At 59.3% G+C, this 20,966-nt stretch carries 11 protein-coding genes and 7 pseudogenes; 5 read left to right on the forward strand and 13 right to left on the reverse strand.

Annotation, left to right across the window (positions count from 1 at the left end):
• A pseudogene (locus K359_RS59820) lies at positions 1-335 on the forward strand (IS630 family transposase); the annotation flags it as partial.
• Here the strand turns inward: K359_RS59820 and K359_RS54980 are convergent.
• The 12 genes and pseudogenes from K359_RS54980 to K359_RS65055 form a co-directional block, all read right to left on the reverse strand.
• Complete coding sequence (locus K359_RS54980) at positions 299-1,438, reverse strand: phage portal protein (RefSeq protein WP_051346710.1); 1,140 nt, start codon at positions 1,436-1,438, stop codon at positions 299-301. The pseudogene K359_RS59820 and the gene K359_RS54980 sit on opposite strands and share 37 nt — an antisense overlap.
• 193 nt (positions 1,439-1,631) lie before the next feature.
• Complete coding sequence (locus K359_RS0141865; protein WP_029084510.1) at positions 1,632-1,955, reverse strand: hypothetical protein; 324 nt, start codon at positions 1,953-1,955, stop codon at positions 1,632-1,634.
• A 29-nt stretch (positions 1,956-1,984) separates the two neighbouring features.
• Positions 1,985-2,650 carry a hypothetical protein gene (locus K359_RS63685; RefSeq protein ID WP_166209469.1) on the reverse strand — a complete coding sequence of 222 codons (666 nt, stop codon included), beginning with the start codon at positions 2,648-2,650 and terminating at the stop codon, positions 1,985-1,987.
• A complete protein-coding gene (locus tag K359_RS59830; protein WP_156928975.1) occupies positions 2,551-3,156 on the reverse strand; it encodes a hypothetical protein in 606 nt (201 codons plus the stop codon). Before K359_RS59830 ends, K359_RS63685 begins: the two co-directional genes overlap by 100 nt.
• Positions 3,157-3,180: 24 nt before the next feature.
• Positions 3,181-4,089 (reverse strand): HK97 family phage prohead protease, encoded by a 909-nt coding sequence (locus K359_RS59835; protein ID WP_166209472.1) that lies wholly within the window; start codon positions 4,087-4,089, stop codon positions 3,181-3,183.
• Between the two features lie 110 nt (positions 4,090-4,199).
• Positions 4,200-5,512: pseudogene (locus K359_RS54990) on the reverse strand (nickel-dependent hydrogenase large subunit); the annotation flags it as partial.
• 13 nt (positions 5,513-5,525) lie between these two features.
• Entirely contained in the window at positions 5,526-6,626 is a 1,101-nt protein-coding gene (locus K359_RS0141880) for a hydrogenase small subunit (protein ID WP_029084511.1), read from the reverse strand.
• 1,386 nt (positions 6,627-8,012) lie between these two features.
• Positions 8,013-8,690, reverse strand: a complete 678-nt coding sequence (locus K359_RS0141890) for a molybdenum ABC transporter permease (protein ID WP_029084512.1) — start codon at positions 8,688-8,690, stop codon at positions 8,013-8,015.
• A gap of 1,129 nt (positions 8,691-9,819) precedes the next feature.
• Positions 9,820-10,800 (reverse strand): annotated as a pseudogene (locus K359_RS59840) (2Fe-2S iron-sulfur cluster-binding protein).
• Between the two features lie 10 nt (positions 10,801-10,810).
• Positions 10,811-11,510 (reverse strand): annotated as a pseudogene (locus K359_RS54995) (GntR family transcriptional regulator).
• A gap of 3 nt (positions 11,511-11,513) precedes the next feature.
• Positions 11,514-12,546: pseudogene (locus K359_RS55000) on the reverse strand (Rieske 2Fe-2S domain-containing protein).
• A gap of 203 nt (positions 12,547-12,749) precedes the next feature.
• A pseudogene (locus tag K359_RS65055) lies at positions 12,750-13,011 on the reverse strand (DNA-binding protein); the annotation flags it as partial.
• Positions 13,012-13,500: 489 nt separating this feature from the next.
• On the opposite strand from K359_RS65055, the gene dctA reads away from it, so the two are divergent.
• The 4 genes from dctA to K359_RS0141945 all read left to right on the forward strand — a co-directional run bounded on the left by dctA (position 13,501) and on the right by K359_RS0141945 (position 19,581).
• A complete protein-coding gene (gene dctA, locus K359_RS0141925; protein WP_029084514.1) occupies positions 13,501-14,823 on the forward strand; it encodes a C4-dicarboxylate transporter DctA in 1,323 nt (440 codons plus the stop codon).
• Positions 14,824-15,754: 931 nt separating this feature from the next.
• Positions 15,755-18,427, forward strand: a complete 2,673-nt coding sequence (locus K359_RS0141935; protein ID WP_029084515.1) for a PAS domain S-box protein — start codon at positions 15,755-15,757, stop codon at positions 18,425-18,427.
• The gene (locus K359_RS0141940) at positions 18,424-19,101 is read left to right on the forward strand and encodes a response regulator transcription factor (protein WP_029084516.1); all 678 of its coding nucleotides are present in this window, start codon (positions 18,424-18,426) and stop codon (positions 19,099-19,101) included. The genes K359_RS0141935 and K359_RS0141940 overlap by 4 nt, the downstream gene beginning before the upstream one ends.
• Before the next feature lie 93 nt (positions 19,102-19,194).
• Positions 19,195-19,581: a response regulator transcription factor gene (locus K359_RS0141945; RefSeq protein WP_029084517.1), complete on the forward strand. Its 387-nt coding sequence runs from the start codon at positions 19,195-19,197 to the stop codon at positions 19,579-19,581.
• A 1,062-nt stretch (positions 19,582-20,643) separates the two neighbouring features.
• Here the strand turns inward: K359_RS0141945 and K359_RS55010 are convergent.
• Positions 20,644-20,966: pseudogene (locus K359_RS55010) on the reverse strand (IS5/IS1182 family transposase); the annotation flags it as partial.

A 20,966-nucleotide genomic window follows, 5' to 3' on the forward strand; every position in this document is an offset into this window, starting at 1 on the left:
CCACCGACAAGCGGATTCTGAAGCTGCTGCATAAGCCGCCACCGCAGGGGTTTGCGCGCTGGACTGGCCCGCTGCTGGCCGAGGCGCTGGGCGATGTTGATGTCCAATATGTCTGGCGGTTCCTGCGTAGCCACAAGATTGACCTTGCGGCTCGCAAGTCCTGGTGCAAGAGCAACGACCCGAACTTTACGGCCAAAGCCGCCGATGTTGTTGGCCTCTACGTCGCCCCGCCCGCGAAGGCCATTGTGCTATGCGTGGACGAGAAGCCCTCGATCCAAGCTTTAGAGCGAGCGCAGGGTTATCTGAAGTTGCCCAATGGCCGCGCCTTGACCGGCCTCGCGGGAGCTGGCGGGGTTGCCTCGATCTGGCTGAGAGGCACCACCTGTTGCTGCACGCGCGGCTCGTCGCCATCCTTTGCTCGATCCAGACCTTCGAAGGCTCTGGCCTCATTGGGCGCATAGATGCCGCCCTGAACGCCGCGCGCCAGCGCTTCGATCCGATCCTTCAGCGCCGAACGCAGCAGCGCCGCAGTATCGAACTCGACATATTCGTCAGGCTGGCCCTTCAAGCCGAACAGCAGCCCGATGGATTCCTCGATGTGGTTGAGCGCGAAGCCGAGACCGGACGAAATCCAGCTCTGCATCAGCAGCTCGGTCGATGACAGATTGTTGCCGCCGATGCCGAGCACCTGCGGCGGGATGCGGAAGGCGAGCGCGATATGCTCGTTTGACAGCTTCAGCATCTCGGCAGTCGCGGCATCCTTGCCGCCCTGCGACCACGGCAGCACCTTCAGCCCTGCGGTAAGAATCGGCGTGCCGCCCTGATGCTGGCCCTTGGCCTGATCGTTCCAGCGATCCCGCAGCGCCTGGACCTGATCCTTGTCGAGCACCAGATCGGTCGAGAGCACCGCCGAGGGCCGCGCCTCATTCATGTAGAAGCACAGCTGCTGCTGCGCGATGGCCGCGCCCATGCCGACATCGCTGTAGGCCGCGACAACCGGCGACTCGCCGACCAGCGGGGTCGGGAAGCGCTGCCGCATGCTGTGCAGCCGGATGTGCAGCACATCGCGCTGCGGCACGATCAGGGTCTCGTCGCCGAGCCGCTTGGCGATGATGTCGTTGCCGCCGAGCTGATAGAAAATATCGCCGGTCTGCGCCAGCCGGGGATAGGAGAGCTTCGGCTGCATCAGATGCAGCTCATCGATCTCAAAGCGGTCATTGCGCAGCGCCAGCGCATAGCAGTTGCCGTCGAGATAGAGCGAGCGCGTGCCGTTCAGCAGGAAGTCGCTGATCGATTGATAATCATTCGGATGCCGAAGCAGGCGGGAGAGGGCCGAGGTTGTGACCCGATCTCTCCCGCCCTTATCGTTCAGCCGCCAGTGATCGCCGGGGCACATCGCAACGGTCTGCGCATAGGCAGAGACGCAAGCCTCGACCATTGCCGACTGTGCTGTTGCCGAGAGAACACTGTAGCCGTTCTGCCACCAGTTGATGCTATCGCCGACATCGGCGGGCAACCAGCCGCCGCTGACCGGCAGATACCAGGCTCCGCATGCGTCTCGCCCTCTTATGAGACAAGCGCGTTGCTGCGGCCTGCTTTGATCCGCACGCGAGGCTTGGTGGCGAGGTCAGTCATTCATGCTTTGCAGGAGCCGGGTTGGACGAGCGAGTCGAATAGTCGCCTCGGCCCTGCGCGGGTTTGGCGGCTTCGGCCTGCCGGGTGCGATGCTCCTGACCCTTCGGCATCGGCTTGCCGTCCGGACCCTGCTCGGGAGAGCCGTCCGGTTCATGCTCGCCAGTATGAAGGCCCATCGCCGCCTGATCGTTCTCATCCTGCGTCGGTGTCGGCTTCGCGTTGGCCATGTCCTCGGCCATCTTGGTGCGCGCGGCTTCCCGCTCGGACTTCTGATCGGCCAGCTGCTTTTTGATTGCAGCCTCGCGTTCGGTGTCGGTCATTTCGATTCTCCTTCTGGGGTTTGCCCCGCTTACCAAGTGACGCCGTTGACGACCGAGACCACACCGGGCCGACGAATGGTCCAGTTGATGGGCAGGATCAGGCGAAGCGCGATGCTGTCAGTCTGGAACATCGACTTCACCGGGTTGGCAGGCGTGCCAGGCGCTGCGCCGCTCACGATGTCGAGCGGTGCGGTGTCCTCCATGTGCAGCGTGGCCTGATCGCTCAGCTCGAAGCGCGGTGCATCGCCGCCGACCGAAACGTAGTCGGCTGCATCCATCGCGATCACGGTGCCAAGCGGGACCGTGCCCGAGCCGATGATCGGCCAGCCCGAGAGCCTGCCGTTGCTGATCTCGTCGCGGAACGGGAAAGCGCCCGCGCCGGGAGCTGCGACGAGACCAGCGCTGTCGACCTGCTGCGGATTCATCAGCCAGACCGGCGTGCGCACGTTGCCCTTGGTCGCGGTGAGCAGCTGGCCGCTGATCTGCTTGATGTCACCGACCAGAGCATTGAAGCCACCACCAGCAGTCGGCGTCAGCGGCGTGATGCCGTTGAGGATACCGGCAGGGCGGATCGTCGTTGCCGGGTTGCTGTCGATCAGGACGCTATGAGCGAGATCGCGGTATCTTCCTGAATCGCATTGCGCAGCAGGCCTTCGATTGCGGGCACGCTGTGCTCGCTGATCTCCCGCGTCCAAGTGGTGATGACCGCCATCTTCTTGGGCGTCAGCACCTGCGAAGTGAACAGACCCTGACGAACAGGGATCGGGAGACCTTCACCGACGAAGGAGCCCGCGATGGTCGGCGTCAGTGCCCGCGTCGGCACCACGATCTTGCCGTTGGTGCCAAACGACAGGTTCAGACCTGCAGCCGACAGGCGCGGATAGATCGACTTCGGCATCAAGGTTTCCATGAAGCCGATGTTCATCTGCTGCACCAGCTCAGCGGCCCAGCCGACTACGGTCGCCATTGCGGGTGCTGTCGCGGCCTTCACTGCCCAATCGTAGACAGCGCGCAGTGCTTCATCCTCGCCATAGACCTCGCGCATGATGAGATCGACCGGCTTGCGCTGCTGATGCGCCAGCAGCTGGACCACACCCAAGCGGACCAGCAGCTCCTGCGGCTCGATCTTCTTGCGCTGCACCGAGAGCGGGCGCAGCGGCTCAGCATGGGGCCGAACTGCTGTGCTGCCACGCTGCACCACGATGGTGCGGCCACCATCATCAGACTACTCGCCGAGAGTCTTCTCGGCACCGCGCAGGGCTTCGAGCGTTTTCTCTTCGCGCTCGATCTTCTCGTTCAGATCATTGGCGATCTTCAGCTGCTCGTCGCTGACATTGGTTTCGTCGGTCTTCTCCCAGTGCGCAGCAAGCTGGTCGCGCAATGCGACGAGCCGCTGCTCGGAGTTAGCGATCCTTTGAGCAAACGACATTGTCGTGCCCTTTCTACCAAACGATGGGGTGTCGGCTTGCCCGCCGGTGATCCCGCGCCGCTTGATCCCGTCCTTGGTGCTTTTCCCGGCAAAGACGAGGTCGATAGTCGCGGGGGAAATTCTCAGAGACTTGGCGACCGCGAGCGCATTCGGATTCGCGGGCACGGAGACGACGCTGGTCTCGACCAGCTCGCTTTTGGTGAAGAACAGGCCGAAGTCGGCCCCCGGTCGCGGCTTGCTCTCTTTCGGTTTGAAGCCGACGCTGACAGCGCGAAGGATGTCGGCATCGATCAGCCGCCTGATCTCATCGATGCGGTCGGAAGTGCCTTCCGGGGCCAGCTCCAGAACACCGCGCAGCTCCTTGTCTACGACGCGGACATTCTTCCACTTGCCAATCGGGAAGCTGCTTTGATGGCCGAACAGCGCAATCGGATTGCGCTTGAAGTTCGTGAGGTCCCAGCCGTCCGACATGATGACATCGTCCATGCGATCCGGCGTTTCATCGGAGAGCACGAACTCGAGACCGTTGACCTTGGCGGCATGCGTCTTGTAGCGGATGCCATCGGCGGCGCGATTGTCCCAGATAATCTGGCACTCCTCGGCATCGCCGAGTTCGTCGATGCATCGATCCATGAAGTCGGAATGCGACTCGTCATCATCGGGCTCGATGTCCTGTCGCGTGATATTCTTGTTGCGCTTCAGCATCCCCGAGATCGCCGACGCTATCGCCGCCGCGATCAATGCGGATGTGACGCTGCCGGTCACTGCTGCATCGGTGACTGGCGCGGTCAACGCTCACCTCGGTGTTCAAGAGCGTCAAGCCCCTTGAGCAGTTTCTCGGCCGGCTCCTTGAACTCGGCTTTGCCTTGCGCACAACCGATGATGTATCGCGCCAACGGCCCGACCTCGACCGCGTGGCCGCGCCAACGCGGCGCTTTGATCCAGGAATACTTGCCGCCTTCATCGAGCTCCTTGATATCTGTCTTGCTGCCTTTGACCTTTGCCCCAAGCTGAAAACTTGGCTCGGTGATGCCATCCCAAGGATGCAGTCCGCAGACCCCACCGGGATATTTATACCATGAATGGGCGACGAATTCCTGATCTGCTCGGGATCACCATGGTCGATCGGCAACACCTCGCTGAGATCGCCATCAAGAATGACGCCGCGCGGCAGCTTGAGACTTTTCGCGGAACAGTCGTTGGCATTTTCGGGGATGTCGCCATAGGACATCACACCTTTGCCCGAAAGCCCGCTGCCATGCAGCCAGTCCTTGTAGAACGAGGCGATCGCTGCAATGTCCGGCAGATAGACCTGCTCGACAAACTCGATCGAACGATCGATGATCGAGGACACTAAGCTAAGCCGCTCCATATTGATCGCACCCACCGCGCCAGTTCCGTCGATATTGATCGCGCAGGGCACGCCGCCGACCAGCCAGTTCGGATGCGGGTTCTTGCCCCCATAGACCGCTTGGACCTTGACGATTTCTTTCTGGAAATCGAGCGCCTCCAGATAATGCGCCACGGCCATCAGATTCGCTTCCGGTGGAAGCTTGTAGGCCGGATGCCCCCAATAGCCATTCTTGAACGGACCGGGTTGCCCGGATCCGAAGAACTTAGTGAGCCTGATCTGAAAATCCTTAAAGTAGCCAGGGGACGACAGCGGCCAGGGCGAGATAGACTGCGCCAGCGCCGACGTCGACTTGGGATTGGCCTTGAGCGCGGACATCACGTCAACCCAATCGAGCGCGTGCAAGTGGTAGAAATGCACCAGGTGATCATGCACAAGCAGACACAGTTGCATGATATTGCGTATCGAGTTGGCATTCTCCGGAATGGCGATCCCTAGCGCATTTTCAACGGCGCGCACGGAGGTGAGCGCATGGGTGCCGGTGCAGACACCGCAAATCCGCTCGGTGAAGGCCCAGGCGTCCCGCGGATCGCGCCCGCGCAGGATGACTTCGATGCCACGCCACATCGTCCCGCTCGAGACCGCATTGCGGATCACATTATCAGAATCAACATTGGCCTCGACGCGCAGGTGGCCTTCGATGCGGGTCAGCGGATCGATGACAATTCGCTTGCCAGAAGGATCGAGATTGAACCCATTTGGTGTCTGGACAGCCACCGTCACCTTCCCCTCAACTCGGCTTACTTTTGTCAGCTGCGCGATCCGGCTTGTGGGTCAACCGTTTCACAGCCGTGACCGCCGCATGCGCAGCGACGGTCAGCCCAACAACGCCGGCAGCGGCCATGCCAATCTGATCGGCGTTCTTCTCAATGCCGAACTGCTTGATGGTCGTGAGTCGGTCGTAAAATGAACCCTTGTCCCAAAAGCCGTCTTCGGAGCAGCCCAAGCAGCCGTGGCCAGATTGAATCGGGAATGACACGCCGCCGTTCCACCGAACGGCCGAACAGGCATTGTAAGTGGTCGGCCCCTTGCAGCCCATGTTGTATAAGCAATAGCCCTTGCGTGCGCCCTCATCGTCCCACTCCTCGACAAATTGGCCAGCGTCGAAATGGGAACGCCGATAGCACTTGTCGTGAATGCGCTCGGAATAAAACATCTTGGGGCGTCCCTGGCGATCGAGCTGCGGCAGCTTTCCGAACGCGGTCATGAAGGTCACCAGGCCGGTCATGACCTCTGCGATGGGCGGGCACCCGGGCACCTTGATGATCGGCCTGTTGCTGATCACCTTATCGATCGGCACCGCCCCAGTCGGATTGGGCTCGGCCGCTTGCACGCAGCCCGAGGACGCACACGTGCCCCAAGCGACGATCGCCATGGACTCTTCCGTCATCGACCTGAGCTTTTCAACGAACGGCTTGCCGCCGTCTATGCAGAACATGCCCCCTTCGTTCAGCGGCGGATTGCCTTCCACGGCAAGCACATACTTGCCCTTGTACTTGGCACGGGTTTCCTCCAGGATGGCTTCGGCCTGGTGTCCTGCCGCCGCCATGATCGTGTCGTCATAGTCGAGCGAAATCATCGATAGCAGCGTGTCTTTAATCAACGGATGAGCCGATCGGATACAGCTTTCCGAGCAGCAGGCGCACTCGAGCCCGTGCATCCAGATGACCGGCACACGCGGCTTGGTCTCTAAGGCGGAAGCAATACCGCTTGCGGCGAGCGAACCGAGTCCGAAGCTCGCGGCTGTCAAACTGCAGAATTTGTGGAAACTACGACGCGTGATACCCTGACGTCTGATCACGCTGTAGAAAGTTTCCGATGCCCCGCCCATGGCCCCTTCCAAGTGACTTGTCGGCCGTAACAATTACTGACCTCGACAGCAAGAAACAGGCCACCGCATGGGAGCACACTCGGCAGATACGCGCCGCCGCTTCGCGATTATCGGTAGGGATGAGCGAACCGAGCTCGCGAGGCACAAGCTACGCGTTGTCCGCCATTCGTGCTAATGATCCGTCGGGGCGGATCGATCCGATGCATCTTTCATTCAGTGGGCGCTTGCTGCGCGAGCACTTTCACAGGATCTATAATCGGAGTCTGGACCTTCAAAGCTCTCATCCAGCGGCGCTAGTCCAGGTCAACTTACCTGAATTGCCTGGAAGCGCCGAGGAGCCCTTTCATTCGCGCACAGCCGCTCCGAGTCCCAATCCCGCAAAGTCGTTGGAGATTATGTGATGCGCCGTCTTGAGATCTCGAAAGCGTTGCCCATCGAGGTCCTGCCGTTTAGCAGCATTTGTCCAAACCGCACATCGTCATGGACTGTCGCAAATACGCAAACTCCCCCGCAGTCAAACTTCGTCGGACTTTCGAGGAGCTCGAGTTCTGTGGCTTTCCTGTCAGAGGGGCGTCTAGAAATTGACGCGCGGGGCGCTCGCGTTGCGATCCCGACAAATGGAACGTGGCATCTTGCGTTTCGATCAGCCTCCACGGGCTGTTCGCAGGATACTGTCACAATCGCTGTTCGCTGACTTTTCGACGACAATCCCGAGCACATCGGTCGAGAAGATGGGGCAGTCGGCAGCTTAGTATGGCTTCGATGAAAGCCTGTTCATCGCTCTTGACCGGCGGAGCTACGAAATCCGGATGAAGACGCGCTGCTTGATCCGAGCTATCCGGGCGCGCCATAAGTGAGGCTGATCTATGGCGCCCTCGGCGTTCGAATTTTTGATCAACCGTCAGGCTGCCCCCCCTCTACTTTCATGTTTTTGCGAAGTCCGGGTAGTGAGCGGTAATCTCGGCCTGCAGGGGTAGGCAACTTGCCGCATCAGCGTAATAGGCAATCGCCATTATCGGTTTGGCGACGGACGCGACTGCGAATATCGCTTCGAAGCGCATCGATGTTGCTTTCGCAGGGATCGAATTGCCCGTATGCCTTTTAGTGGATGAGCTTGCCGCCTCAGGCGATGCAACCCGCGCCGGCACGCACTTGCCAACGATCTGGCGAGCGCAGAGCTCCTCCAGTTTGGCAAGGCGGCTCTTGGAACTCCGACGTCAAGCCCTAGCCTCGGGCAGAGGCGCGACGTGCGGCGAATTAAAGCCGATTCCAGCGGCAGCCGCGGCCATAACGGATGACCGGATCCGGCTTGCAATGCTGCTGCTCGCTCACGATCGGACATGTCTGGCCGTCATACCGAAGCGGATTCAATCAGGGCTGGTGCCCTCATGTGCCTCTTCTGGCACAGCGTTTGTCGATGAAGGTTAGAATAAAAATGACGGCAAAGGCAAACATCACCATACCGCCGGCAATCCAACTTGCCTCGCTCCAGCGCGATGCTTGCACATAGTCAATGACATAAGCTGACAACACCTTGGTGCGCCCAGGAATGTTGCCGCCGATCATCATCACTACGCCGAAGGTGCCGATCGAATGAGCAAAGCCAACCAAGGCAGCCTTGAGAAACTCCAGTCGCACCAACGGCAGACCGATAGTAATGAAGGCATACAATGGAGAAGCACGCTGATTGACGAGCGGTCCCCCGCCTATCGCAATAAAGGCATTATGGATCGGCTGCACCACCAAAGGGAGCGCTGAGAGGACCGATCCGACTACAATTCCTGCAAAGGTAAAGGCGAGCGTGTGCTCGCCCCAGAAAGAGGCGAGAAAGCCACCCGGTCTGTTCGGGCCGAGCAGGACGAGTACGCAGAAACCAAGCGCCGTCGGAGGCAGCACCAGCGGCAGCGCGATGATCGTCGCCACCGCCTTGCTCAAAACCGTCTTTGAACGTGCCAGCCACCACGCGAGTGGCGCGCCAACAACCAAAAGGATCATCGTCGTCATGCTGGCGAGCTCGATCGTGAGCGCAACGGATTGCCAGATCTCGGCCGAAAAGGTATCCATGTGCGTCAGCTCCACGGTGAGAGCACGTTGCCATATCGGCAGAGCGATCGCCTGCACGTCCGGCTTGCTGAAGGATTTGGCATGCAGCGCCTTTTGGCCGGATCCAACCTCCAGAAGCGAGGCATCCTGCCAGGTCGGTTCACAAGGTCCTTTGCTAACCGCCGGCGCGTTCTCACATCGTTCCCTTTTAGCGGCGATTCAGAATCTCCGGTCTGAATCAATCGATCAATCTGTGGGATCGACGCACACTGTACTAGCTTCGGCCGCGCCGCCTTCCCCATTGCGAATGCATCTGCGGTGTCCGGCCCACTCGTCCCTTTTGCGGCGACGACGCGCCTGCAGATCGACGGCACGGAGAACGACGACGGCTTGCACGCACGATTCACAACGTTCGAAGCCGAACTCGCCAGAGAGGCGAAGTGGCTTTCCGGAGGCGCGAGGCCGCCCTCAAGCAGCCGAGCCGGGCGACCGCGGTCGCCCGAGCGAAACGCCAGAAATGTTGGAGCTTGCGTGGCCTGGCTGTATAGCTCAGTGCCCGCTATGACATTCAACATGGCTTCGGACCACCTCGCCCGCTTTGACAATCCGGCAAGCCTATCCGTCGGCATGAGGAACTTGATGAGGGGTGCCATATTGACGCGCGTCATTTCTGCGAGAGAGGGCAAGAGGGCGGAAATCGCAGGCCTCATCGGAGACTCCTGTGACAGGGCCGCTTCACCCAGTCTGACGGCAGCAGCTCCTGTCTTGTCGTCCAGCAATGTCTGTGCCGCTTGCCAAATGTGATGCACTCCGTGCTCAACGTGAGGAAAAACGCGCATAGATGGGCATTGCTGTGGAGTGGACCTAACGCTCTGTCAGCTTTCTGGCATCATTGTCCTCGAGCGGACAGCGCCGCACAATGAAACTGCAGAGTTGACGTGCGCGAGATGCCCTTGGGGTCTCATAACGTTCCGGATACTCGACGGAAATCCTCGCGTGCATCTCCTGCTTCGAAGAATTGGTTAGCCGTTCCTTAAACGCTAGCAGGCATGACGGCCGGCAACCGCGCCACAGTCCCATGCGTGGTCATGCGCCAGTTGTTCCGAGCGCTGGACTAGGACCCACTGCCGAAACAAGCGCTGCAACGAGCCTATATCGTGTCCAGGCGATGTAGTATATCGAGGGTGATCGTGCCGTGAGCGCGAGAATCACATGCACAGATCTTGCGTTCGCGCGCTTTTGCTGCTCGCTGAAGAAGACGTCGCGGTGGTCAAGTTCACCGTCGATGTTGACGAGATCGATCGCACAGACGCCGCACTCCCCGCGCCGGCAATCCGCAATCACGTCGTAACCAGCTTCATTGAGTACATCGAGCAACGAGCGATCGCGCGGAATCACTAGCTCGATGGCAGGATCTGCAAGGCACACCCGGAAACCTTCAGTCGGCAGCGAGCCACTCGAACCGAAGGTCTCGTGGCGTAGGTCCGATAGTGCGCGCCCTGCGCCGGTCCAAGCCCGGCGCGCCGTATCGAGCATCCGCATCGGACCACACAAGAGTGTCAAGGCGTCAGGCGGCAGCGGGGCGAACAAGTCATCGAAATCGAGCCGACGCCCTTCGTTGCTTGCATGGATATTAAGTCTCTCGTTCAGCAAGGGGACGAGGACATCCAGATAGACGGCTTGATCACGAGAAGGCACGGCATAATGTAAAGTGAATTGGCTATCGCGGCGGGCTATCGCCTGAGCTGCCCCTATTTGTGGCGTAATACCGATGCCCCCGGCGATTAGGCAGTAGTGCCGGCGCGCCCAGTCTATCGACAGCAGTGAGACCGGCAATGTAATGGTCAGCCGCGCGCCCGGCGCGAGCGACCACATGTACTGCGAGCCGCCGCGCGAGCCTCCACGCGCCGCACCGCAATGCCATAGCCCGCCCGGTCGACTTCGCCGACCAAGGAGTAGGACCGCGTCTCCGGCCGTGTCCATCGACAGTGACGGCGACATTGATATGGCTGCCCACCGGATAGGCCGCGCTATCAAAGTTGTCCGGCTTGATCAGCAGCTCGCGGATCGAAGGCGTCAGATCGCATGTCGCAACGAGGGTTGCGGGTATCCAGCTTTCAATGAACCGCATGCAGCTCCCTTCAATCGCCTGCCATCCTAATGAGCGCCAGTCCCGGCAGCAGGTCGGAATGCGTCTTGTTCTTGAGCACCAAGCGCAAATTGCGCGCCGCCACTTGCGCGTGCTCCCGCATGATTGCTTCGGCCCGCGCGCCTTCTCGATTTTCGATTGCGTCGATTACGACGCGGTGTTGATCCTGCGCAATTAGGAGTGTGTGGCGCGCATCCGGCAGTGTCGATTGTATCATCACAAAGCCGCTAGGCGAGGCGGACGGTAATGCGGACGCGCGATCGACCTGCCTGATCAAGGGCGGATGCGCGACAATTCCGTCAGCAGCGCGTGAAAGCGCGCGTTGAGCGCGACGTAGGAGGAGAAAGTCTCGACGCGGGTTCGAGATCGCGCAACGAAACACCGCGCTCGGCGGCAACGCGTGCGGCCAGCCTCTGGAGCGTGCCGCGCAGTTCGATCGAGTCCACGACATCACGCTCGGAGAATGCCTTTACCATGAAACCGCCGGAAGAGATCGCTTCCAAAAGCCCTTCCTCCTGCAGTCGAACCAGCGCCATTCGCACCGGAGTGCGCGAGGCGCCGGTCGCCCCCACAGCCTGCAATTCGGAGATCCGTTCGCCGGGCCGCAAATCACCCGACAGAATCAGATCGCGCAAACTGAGCTGGGCACGCACCGTCTGTGAGACAGAGCGATCGCTGTCACGCTCGGCCATGTCCTACTCCGCGGCTTGCCGGTGCTGCGGCGGATTTCCGCGTCGATCATGCGATCTATCAGGCGGCGTGCCCACATCGCGCCAGCGTCGATGTTGAGGTTGTAGAAGACCCGATCGGCATGTTCGTCGATGGCGCGCTGTTGCGCCTCGAGAATAAGCTCATCCTCTCGGAAGATGCCGGAAACGCCTTGGCGGAGTTCGGTGGTCAGACGCTGTTCGCTTAAGCGGTAATTACGTACGAATGCCCAGAAATAATGGCAGGTCGTCTCCGTTTCGGGCGTGATGGTGTTGAGAACCATACCATTGACACCCGCCGAGCGATCGCCTTCGGGCGCGCCTGTTCCGGCGGGCGCCACCCCGACGTCGATATTGATGGTGCACGGCGCCTCGAAACGAATGATTTGCCAGCGGTCCACCCGACCAGGCTTTTGCAACTGTTTCGACCAGAACGGCGGCGGGGGTAATCCCCTTCATCCAGCGCGTTACTGTGGCAGTCTTCTCGCCGTGCGTGACGTCAAGCGGCGCTTCCGCGATGGCGTCGTTGCCAATACTGGCCCCGTGCACAAAAGTCTCGTGCGTCAGGTCCATGAGATTGTCGACGACCAAACGATAGTCGCATTTGAGGTGAATGGTCTCACCATCACCGACCCAAGCAGGATCGTCGTTCCAGTGCATGTCCGGCACCAAATCTGGGTCAGCCAGCGCCAGATCGCCCATCCACAGCCAGATGAAGCGATTGCGCTCGACTAGGGGATAGGCACGCACGTATGCGGAGGGATTGATTGTCTCTTGCGAGGGCATGAAGGTGCAGCGCCCCTGCGCATTGAATTTCAGCCCATGATAGCCGCAGACAACGCTGTCGCCCTCAAGGCGCCCTTTTGAGAGCGGCACCAACCGATGCCAACAGGCATCCTCCAGCGCCCCCGCCGATACATTACGGCGTGCCTGCCGCAGATCGTGCGCGGCAACAGCGCCTGCTTGACCTCGGCATCCCAAGCGGCCGCGTACAGGCATTGGTCGGAAAGCAATCGCTCATGCGGCTTTAGTGTATACACTAATTCGAGATTTCGTGGGAAATATGCTCATTATGAGAAATTTTTGCAGTCAAAATCGTCGTCGGAATGACAGCATGTATACAAGATTCGATTTTATCAACCCTATATATCCCGGCCGGCGATGGAGAGGCATCAGCTTGGTCAAACTCCCGGGACATCGCCAGACGGCACATCCTGCTGCATCTCAGTCCTGCATCGTCGCTATTCTCATGCGGCGATCACCATGACTCCTGGCGTGCATAGGGCGCAGCCTTGGGCGATTCTTGGCCGGCAGCAACAATGCCTTTACGGGATCGGACGTTGACGCCCTGACAGCGAGATCGGCCCACGCTTTCAGCTCATCCAGTGCGTAGATGACGCGACCGCCAAATTCGTCGATACGTTGGCCCTGCGCCATATGTCCGGTGCTTCTTGAGCGTGCGGCCCGCCAAGCAGAGATAACGCGCCCAAAAAGAATCTCGATCTGACGCTCAGATGTCGCCAAGCTTCCATCGCGTGGATACCTGCGATCCAAACAATCGATTTTACCAATGCAACGCACTGTTGCATCAACTCGGCACTCGACACATTCCGATCACGCTAAGCTTCAACGCTGAGACGCGACTCGGCCTACGTGCCCTGCCAGAGCAAGAGATACGCCACCCAGCGCAACGCCTTCCATTCGAACATGCGAACGCAGGTCCGAGCATTCAGATAACCTCATCAAGAGATAGACGGCTTATGCCTGGTTTGATCGGCCGCAGATTAGCGTCTGGTGCAAATCTTGCTTGCCGAAAAAGATAACGTGACTGAATGCCTGCCTTTGGAATGACGCGCCGGCTCCCGGAACCGTCTTCAATCGGACACGGCTACGGCTAAAAGGACAGCCTCGTATGATGCCGTCGGCTCTCACGACGCGGCGGCTCACATTCGAGGGAATTCGGGAAGGAAGCGTCATGACCACCATGGCAACTGCGGCGCCTGCGCGCGCGTCGCAAACCTGGTATAAAATTCTCTACGTCCAAGTGTTGATCGCTATCGTGATTGGCGCCATCGTCGGATGGCAGTGGCCATCGGTCGCGACCAACGACTGGGTCAAGGCGCTCGGTGACGGCTTCATCAAGCTGATCAAGATGGTGATCGCGCCGATCATCTTCTGCACCGTTGCATCCGGCATCGCGCATATTCAGGACGCAAAGAAAGTCGGGCGCGTCGGCGTCAAGGCGCTGGTATACTTCGAAATCGTCTCCAGCTTTGCCTTGGTGTTGGGCCTTGTCATGGGCAATCTGGTTCAAGTCGGCCGTGGCCTTGCCGTCAAACCCGATGCTGCGGCAGTCGCCAATTACGTCAAGCAGGCGGAAGCCTCGAAAACCGTCGATTTCTTTCTCAATATCATTCCCGATACCGTGGTCGGCGCCCTGGCTCGCGGCGATGTTCTGCAGGTGCTCCTGTTCGCGATCCTGTTTGGCTTTTCGCTGATGGCGCTGGGAGAGCGTGGAGCGCGGCTGCGCGGCATGATTGACGACGTTGCGCACGCGGTGTTCGGCGTGATCGCTATCATCATGAAAGCGGCTCCGATCGGCGCGTTCGGCGCAATGGCCTTCACGATCGGCAAGTTCGGGCCGGCGGCGCTCGGTAATCTGATCGGTCTGATCGCGCTATTTTATGCGACGGCCGCGATATTTGTAGTGGTCGTTCTCGGCCTGATCGCGCGCCTTGTCGGCTTTTCGATCTTCAAGTTCATTGCCTATATCAAGGATGAGCTTCTAATCGTGCTCGGCACCTCGTCTTCGGAAAGCGCGCTGCCGCAATTGATGGAGAAGCTCGAGCGGCTGGGCTGCTCCAAGCCCGTGGTCGGCCTCGTGGTGCCAACCGGCTACTCCTTCAACCTCGACGGCACCAACATCTATATGACGCTTGCGACCTTGTTCATTGCCCAGACGCTCGGGGTCGATCTCACTCTTGGCCAGCAGCTCACGATCTTACTCGTGGCAATGCTGGCCTCGAAGGGGGCAAGCGGCGTCACCGGCGCGGGCTTCATCACGCTCGCTGCTACGTTGTCGGTGGTCAACCCAGCGCTAGTGCCGGGCATGGCAATCGTGTTCTCGATCGACAAGTTCATGAGCGAGGTACGAGCCCTTACCAATATCACCGGCAACGGCATCGCAGCTGTGTTCGTCTCCTGGTGGGAAGGCGAACTCAAGCACGGGACGCTGCACGCCCGGCTCAACCAGCCCGCCGATTCCACCAGCATCGACATTAGAAGCACAAGGAGGTAGGCCACGGACTTTATCCGTGATTACAAGACGCGTCGAACGCGAGTGTTGCCCAAACTTGTGATTCTTCGCAGTTCAGATCGGCGCAGCCGACCTGAACTGCAAACCGGAGCGTTTTCTCACGCGATCTCGGACCGCCTGCTTTGCGCTGCGGTCCAGGCAACTGCTCTGAGAAAGATCCTCACATAAAAAGGGAAAAGAGAGCATTGTTTTCGGCAGCCATCTCCAGGCGCGCCTTTTGAGGTACAGCTCCTGGCCATCCAAATGCCGGGGCAAGGTTTGCCGAGCCAGAGCATACGGTTAATGACAGAATCTGTGCGGCGTGACGGTCCACGGTACCCGGTCCGCCCATGAAACGGTTGGTACGTGGCTACTGATGAACCCGCCACGTCCGACGGCGACCTCGCTGGCGCAACTCGATCATCTGGCTTGTTCCGGTGCGCATTGCGGAAGAGACCGCGATGGACGTGATCACGGTGGACCAGATTGGCCCCTTCACCAGCCTGAGATGGATCCCAGAGGGTAACGTCACGGCGCTCCAGAGCTTTTCGCTGCTCTCTCCGCATAGGCAAGGCCTGCCGCATTGTTCAGCGTCAGCGCTTAGCTGAATTGATGTGGCCGCTGACCCTGACCTTGATGTGCCTTGGCGCCACGCAGCTGTGCTCGGCCGCAGCCTCACGCGCCCGCGAGCGTTTCAATAGCGAAGGAAAACAGATAGCCCGGGCTCGGTTGCACGCATGTCAGCGCGATATTGAATGGTTTAGGACAACTATACGTACGTTTGTAATGCGCCTTTCTTCGGTACGTGCTCAGTTCAACCGTAAGCAATCGATCCCGGAAATGCTCGTGTGCGTCTCTGGGGCAGAAAGGATTGCCTTACTTTTGCCTAGAATGTTATAGCTCTCCTGCCGCATAACGGCCGGACGGTCGAAGAATGCATAATCAGATCAGCAATTTCAAACGTTCGGCCACGCAGTTTGCCTTCGGCAGCATAACGCTGGCGGTGGTGACGCTAGCTTCCTTTTACCTTCAAACGCATTTCGCCGCGATGGCGCTCGTCTATCTGCTGGTGATATTGCTGTTTTCGTTGATCGGCAGCTTTGTCGCATCATACGCGCTTTCCGTCTTAGCCATCGCTGCTTTGGCCTACTGCTTTGTGCCGCCGGCGTTCAGTCTACGGATTGACGACCCCCAAGCTCTTCCGGTGGTCGTCGCATTTCTTACTGTCTCGATCGTTGGAACACACCTGATCGGAAGAGTCCGCCAGGAAAGAGAGGCTACGCATGAGGCTGCGGCCCAGCTGCGGCGCGGCGCGGCCGATTTGAAGGATCGCGAAAAACGGTGGCGCGCGATCTTTGAGCACAACCCGGCCATGTACTTCATGCTCGATGAAGCCGGTACGGTCCTCAACGTCAATACCTTCGGCGCGACACAACTCGGCTATGCCCGCGACGAACTGATCGGCCAATCCGTGCTGGGAATCTTTCTCGAGGAAGATCGCGCGTTCGTTCACAAATGCGTTCGCACCTGCCTTGAAGATATCGGCCAATCGCACACCTGGGATGTCCAGAAAATCAGGAAAGACGGCTCGGTACTGTGGGTACGTGAAAACGCTAAAGCCATGCTCTGGGCCGATGACCAGCCCATTGTCCTAATAGCGTGCGAAGATGTCACGGAGCGAAAGCGAACCGAACTTGCCCTGCAGCGGAGCGAAGCCCATTTGGCTCAGGCGCAGGAGTTGAGCCACACAGGCAGCTTCGGCTGGAACGTTGCTACCGGCGAGGTCTTTTGGTCAAAGGAGAACTTTCGAATTTTCCAATTGGACCCGCAGACGGCTCCTGCGCCGGAACTGGTTGTCGAGCGTACCCATCCAGACGATAAAGCTTCGGTCCAAGAGATCATCGATCGAGCGATGCGAGACCCAAGGGACTTCGAGCACGAATACCGGTTGCTGCTGCCGGACGGCTCGGTGAAGCACATCCACGCGCGGGCGCGAGCAACAAGAACTGCCACCGGTGACATCGAGTTTGTCGGCGCAGCGACGGATATCACGGCAGCAAGGCAAGTAGAACAGCAGCTACGCCGTAGCGAAGCCTATTTGGCCGAGGCCCAGCGTCTCAGTCACACGGGCAGCTGGTCCTGGGACCTCTACAGTCTCGACTTTGTGTATCGCTCCGCTGAGGTCGACCGTCTATTTGGCTTTGAACCGCAAGAGACTGTATCGATCGAGACCATTCGGTCGCGCGTTCATCCAGATGACCTGCCGCGGCTTCAGGAAGTGCAGCGCCAGGCTATCGAAGGCAAGGAAGAGCGCTTCGAGTATGATTTTCGAATCCTTCTAGCAGATGGCGGGATAAGACGCATACACTCCGTCGCGCATGTGGTGGTCGGCAGCGATGGCAATGTGCGCGAACTCATCGGAACACACATGGATGTCACCGAGCAATACGCCGCTAGGGAACGCTTGGAAAACACACTTGCCGCGCTGCGCGAAAGCGAGCAGCGCTTTCGCGATTACGCCGAAACAGCTTCCGACTGGCTCTGGGAGACGGGACCAGATCATCAGGTCACCCACTTATCCGAGCACACCAGCGCTGCGGGAATATTGGCGACGGGATTGATGGGCCTGCCTCGCTGGGACATCGCGTGCGACGTCGAGGAAGAACCTGAGAAGTGGCGGCAACATCGGGCGACGCTGGAGGCGCATCTTCCGTTTCGGGATCTGGTCTACCGCACTGTCAACCGTATGGGATCTCCGATCTACGTCCGGACGAGCGGCAAGCCTTTTTTTGATTTAAACGGCAATTTCCTCGGCTACCGCGGCGTCAGCACCGACATCACCGCTTTGATTCGCGGAGATCAAACCGAACAAGAGCTCCGAAAGGCGCAGGCGGAGCTTGCGCATGTGACGCGTGTGACGACGCTAGGAGAGCTGACAACCTCCATCGCCCACGAAATCAACCAGCCACTCGCCGCGATTATCAGCAACGCCGACGCGTGCCTCGGTTGGATGGGCCGCCAGACACCTGATCTTTCCGCCGCTCGCTGTTCGGTTGAGTGGATAATCGAAGACGCAATCCGGGCAAGCGAGGTGATCCGTCGCATTCGCGCACTTGCGAAGAAAGGCGAGATCGAGATGGTACCGCTCGATATCAATGATGTAGTCAAGGATGTTATTGCTCTGGTGGCACGTGAGCTGGTTAACCACCGAGTGACGCTAAAGACCAAGTTGACGGAAGCGCTGCCCGCAATCCTCGGTGATCGGATTCAGCTGCAACAGGTGATTATCAATCTGGTGATGAATGGGATCGAAGCCATGGACGCAGTTACGGACCGGACGCGCGAACTGGTGATTCAGTCGTCGGAGGACGATACGGGATACGTGCAGCTTACCGTGACGGATTGCGGCGTCGGGATCGCTGAAGATGATACCGACCGAGTATTAGACCCCTTCTTCACGACAAAGTCGAGTGGCCTTGGCATGGGCCTTTCGATCTGCCGCTCGATTGTGGAAGCTCATGCAGGGCGCCTTTCAGTCGTTCGCAAGCAGGGGCCGGGAGCGAGCTTTCGGTTTGACCTACCGTTGCACAAGGAGCTCGTGCCGTGAGCGAACGCCCTTCCCCCCCGCGCGAAGGCAGCAAAGCTGAAGCGTCGGCAAATGCGACAGTCTTCGTTGTCGAAGATGACACCTCGATGCGTCGGTCGCTAACGAACCTTTTTCAATCGGTCGGCCTGGACGTCGTTGCATTCGGATCGGCCCGCGAAATGCTACAGAGCGGGCTTCCCGATGTTGTTAGCTGCCTGGTTCTTGATATCCGGCTGCCAGGTCTGAGTGGACTTGAGTTCCAGGCTGACCTGGCGCGGTTGAACATTCATATTCCGATCATCTTCATCACCGGCCATGGCGACATTCCCATGAGCGTCAGGGCCATGAAAGGCGGAGCCGTCGATTTTCTCACCAAACCGTTTCGCGATCAGGAGCTGCTTGACGCCGTGGTCGCCGCGACCGAACGTGATCGCAAAAGACGGAAGGCTGAGCAGACCGTCGCGGAACTGCAGGCTCTATTTAACACCTTAAGCCCGCGCGAGCAGGCGGTGATGAAGCTGGTCGCTACCGGCCTGATGAACAAGCAGATAGCCGCCGAGCTGAGGCTCGCCGAGATTACGGTCAAGATCTACCGGGGACACGTAATGAAAAAGATGCGCGCCCGGTCGCTCGCGGATTTGATCAGAATGACTGAGACGCTGAGCATCCGCGCAAATCGGCCCGAACAAACCTAAGTATGATTTTACAATTTCAACACTCAAGCCCACTTTTCGCCGAGGGTGGCTAATGCTGCGGCAGCCGCCATTCCCGCGTCCGGAGGGCACGTCTTGTCCACGCCTTTAATATCTGTCGTTGACGACGACGCGTCGGTCCGCGCGGCGACAGAGAACCTTCTGAAATCGCGTGGCTACATCGTCCAAACGTTTGCGTCGGCCGAGGACTTCTTGAGGTCACCGCGATTGAACGAAACCTCCTGCGTAATTTCGGATCTGCAGATGCCGGTTATGAGCGGCTTGGACCTGTTGGCAGAAATGCGGGCGAGAGGTCACGGTGTGCCGTTCATTTTCATTACTGCGTTCCCGAACGACCGCGTGCGCGCCTCAGCCCTGGACGCGGGAGCGATTGGCTTTCTGGCCAAGCCCTTCGCCGGACATACGCTGATCGAGTGCCTCGATGCCGCACTGCAGGAGAATCGCGACGGGGGGCACACCTAATCCAGAAGACCGCCAACCTCATGTCCAATCTGCGCACTTCTCACGCGACACGACATCGATCAGCTTCTTGGCGCCGAGCACGCTGCGCCTGTAATTAGAACTCCGAGAGGCCGGGTCCGCGCGCTCCAGTCTAATTGGTTGGTCCGCTTTTTTAGGCTCGTCACCCGCGAGTTCGCTCAAGCAGGGTTCAAGACCTGCATGTTGAAATCCTATCTCGAGCTCGTACGATCTACTGGAATGAACTCCCCGAAATCGGCCGGCATCACCAGCGGTCCATTTCTTACTTTGGCTTATTGATCCTTGTGACGTGCTCCGCCCGCTAGCCGCGTTGATCAGGACCAACGTTGCCGCCGCGAGGCTCGCGGTACTCGGCACTCCCGGCTCCGTTCAATCTCCGTAGGCTGGTGCTCAGGGTGATCCTCCTCCCGGACAGGATTCGACAGGTTCGCGCGCTTGCTTAGCTCGGTCTCGTTGCAGCAAGCATACTATTTTCAACAACGAAAGAGCTCTGCTCAGCCCAAGAGCTCTCCGGAACGCATTTTCGAACCAATTGCTTGAGTCTTGTTCATTTCGTCGGGCGAAAAGCTCTGTGGGACGAGCTCCTGTTCACCGCGCCGCCCGTCACAGCTTCTATCCTCCTTGTCTATTGGGGGGCAGCAATCGCTCCGTAGCTCCTTCACGCCCTATCTCAGGCTGCTCCTTTGCTCCTCATGAACTCTTGGGCCTCATCAGATCGCCCGGAAGACCTTTGCCTCCAGATACCCCACATAATCTGCGTGCAAAATGCCCGGCCTCCTTTCGACGGCCGGGCGGATCTTGGCCGCGCCTCGTAAAGTTATTACGACGCCGCCAATTCGATCTATTGGCTCGTGCATTGCTGTCACAGAGCGCACCAGGCACTAGCAGCTCGGCGAAGACTACGCCGGCCGGCTCAGTCTGCGTACCATCTTCTCCGCGCAGGAGCTCTTCTGACTGTGAGCCTTCCCCAAGGCCGCCTAGCGCAGCAAAGACGGCGCGAAGAGCACGTCGAGATACGTTCCACGCAACTATACTCGTCGTCGGTTAAGAAGCCGATTTGAGTGGTGTGCGGTGGCTGGTGACTGAGAAGAAGGCAGCCAGGAAGAGGTACCAAAGAGCCCTTAGCCAGGCGAGGATGCGGCGGAAGTTGTAACCGACGGCGGAGAGGATGACGTTGGCGGTATCGCCGGCGCGGCCTTTGAGGTAGCAGCGGCCGAGGTGTCCGTCAGCCTTCAAATGGCCGATCACGGGCTCGATAGCGGAGCGGCGCCGCAGCTGGCGCTTGATAGTGCCGAAGACGCCGCGCTTCTGGCCGGAGATGAAGACGCGGCGCGGGTTCTGTGCGTCATGGCCGCGGTATCCCTTGT

Source organism: Bradyrhizobium sp. th-b2 (genome assembly GCF_000426785.1).
GTDB classification, from domain to species: Bacteria; Pseudomonadota; Alphaproteobacteria; order Rhizobiales; family Xanthobacteraceae; genus Bradyrhizobium; species Bradyrhizobium septentrionale.

Coding starts and splice junctions, on each gene's coding strand:
- K359_RS54980 (WP_051346710.1), bottom strand. CDS start 1,438: ATGGTCGAGGCTTGCGTCTCTGCCTATGCGCAGACCGTTGCGATGTGC.
- K359_RS0141880 (WP_029084511.1), bottom strand. CDS start 6,626: ATGGGCGGGGCATCGGAAACTTTCTACAGCGTGATCAGACGTCAGGGT.
- K359_RS0141890 (WP_029084512.1), bottom strand. CDS start 8,690: ATGGATACCTTTTCGGCCGAGATCTGGCAATCCGTTGCGCTCACGATC.
- K359_RS0141865 (WP_029084510.1), bottom strand. CDS start 1,955: ATGACCGACACCGAACGCGAGGCTGCAATCAAAAAGCAGCTGGCCGAT.
- dctA (WP_029084514.1), top strand. CDS start 13,501: ATGACCACCATGGCAACTGCGGCGCCTGCGCGCGCGTCGCAAACCTGG.
- K359_RS0141935 (WP_029084515.1), top strand. CDS start 15,755: ATGCATAATCAGATCAGCAATTTCAAACGTTCGGCCACGCAGTTTGCC.
- K359_RS59835 (WP_166209472.1), bottom strand. CDS start 4,089: ATGCTGAAGCGCAACAAGAATATCACGCGACAGGACATCGAGCCCGAT.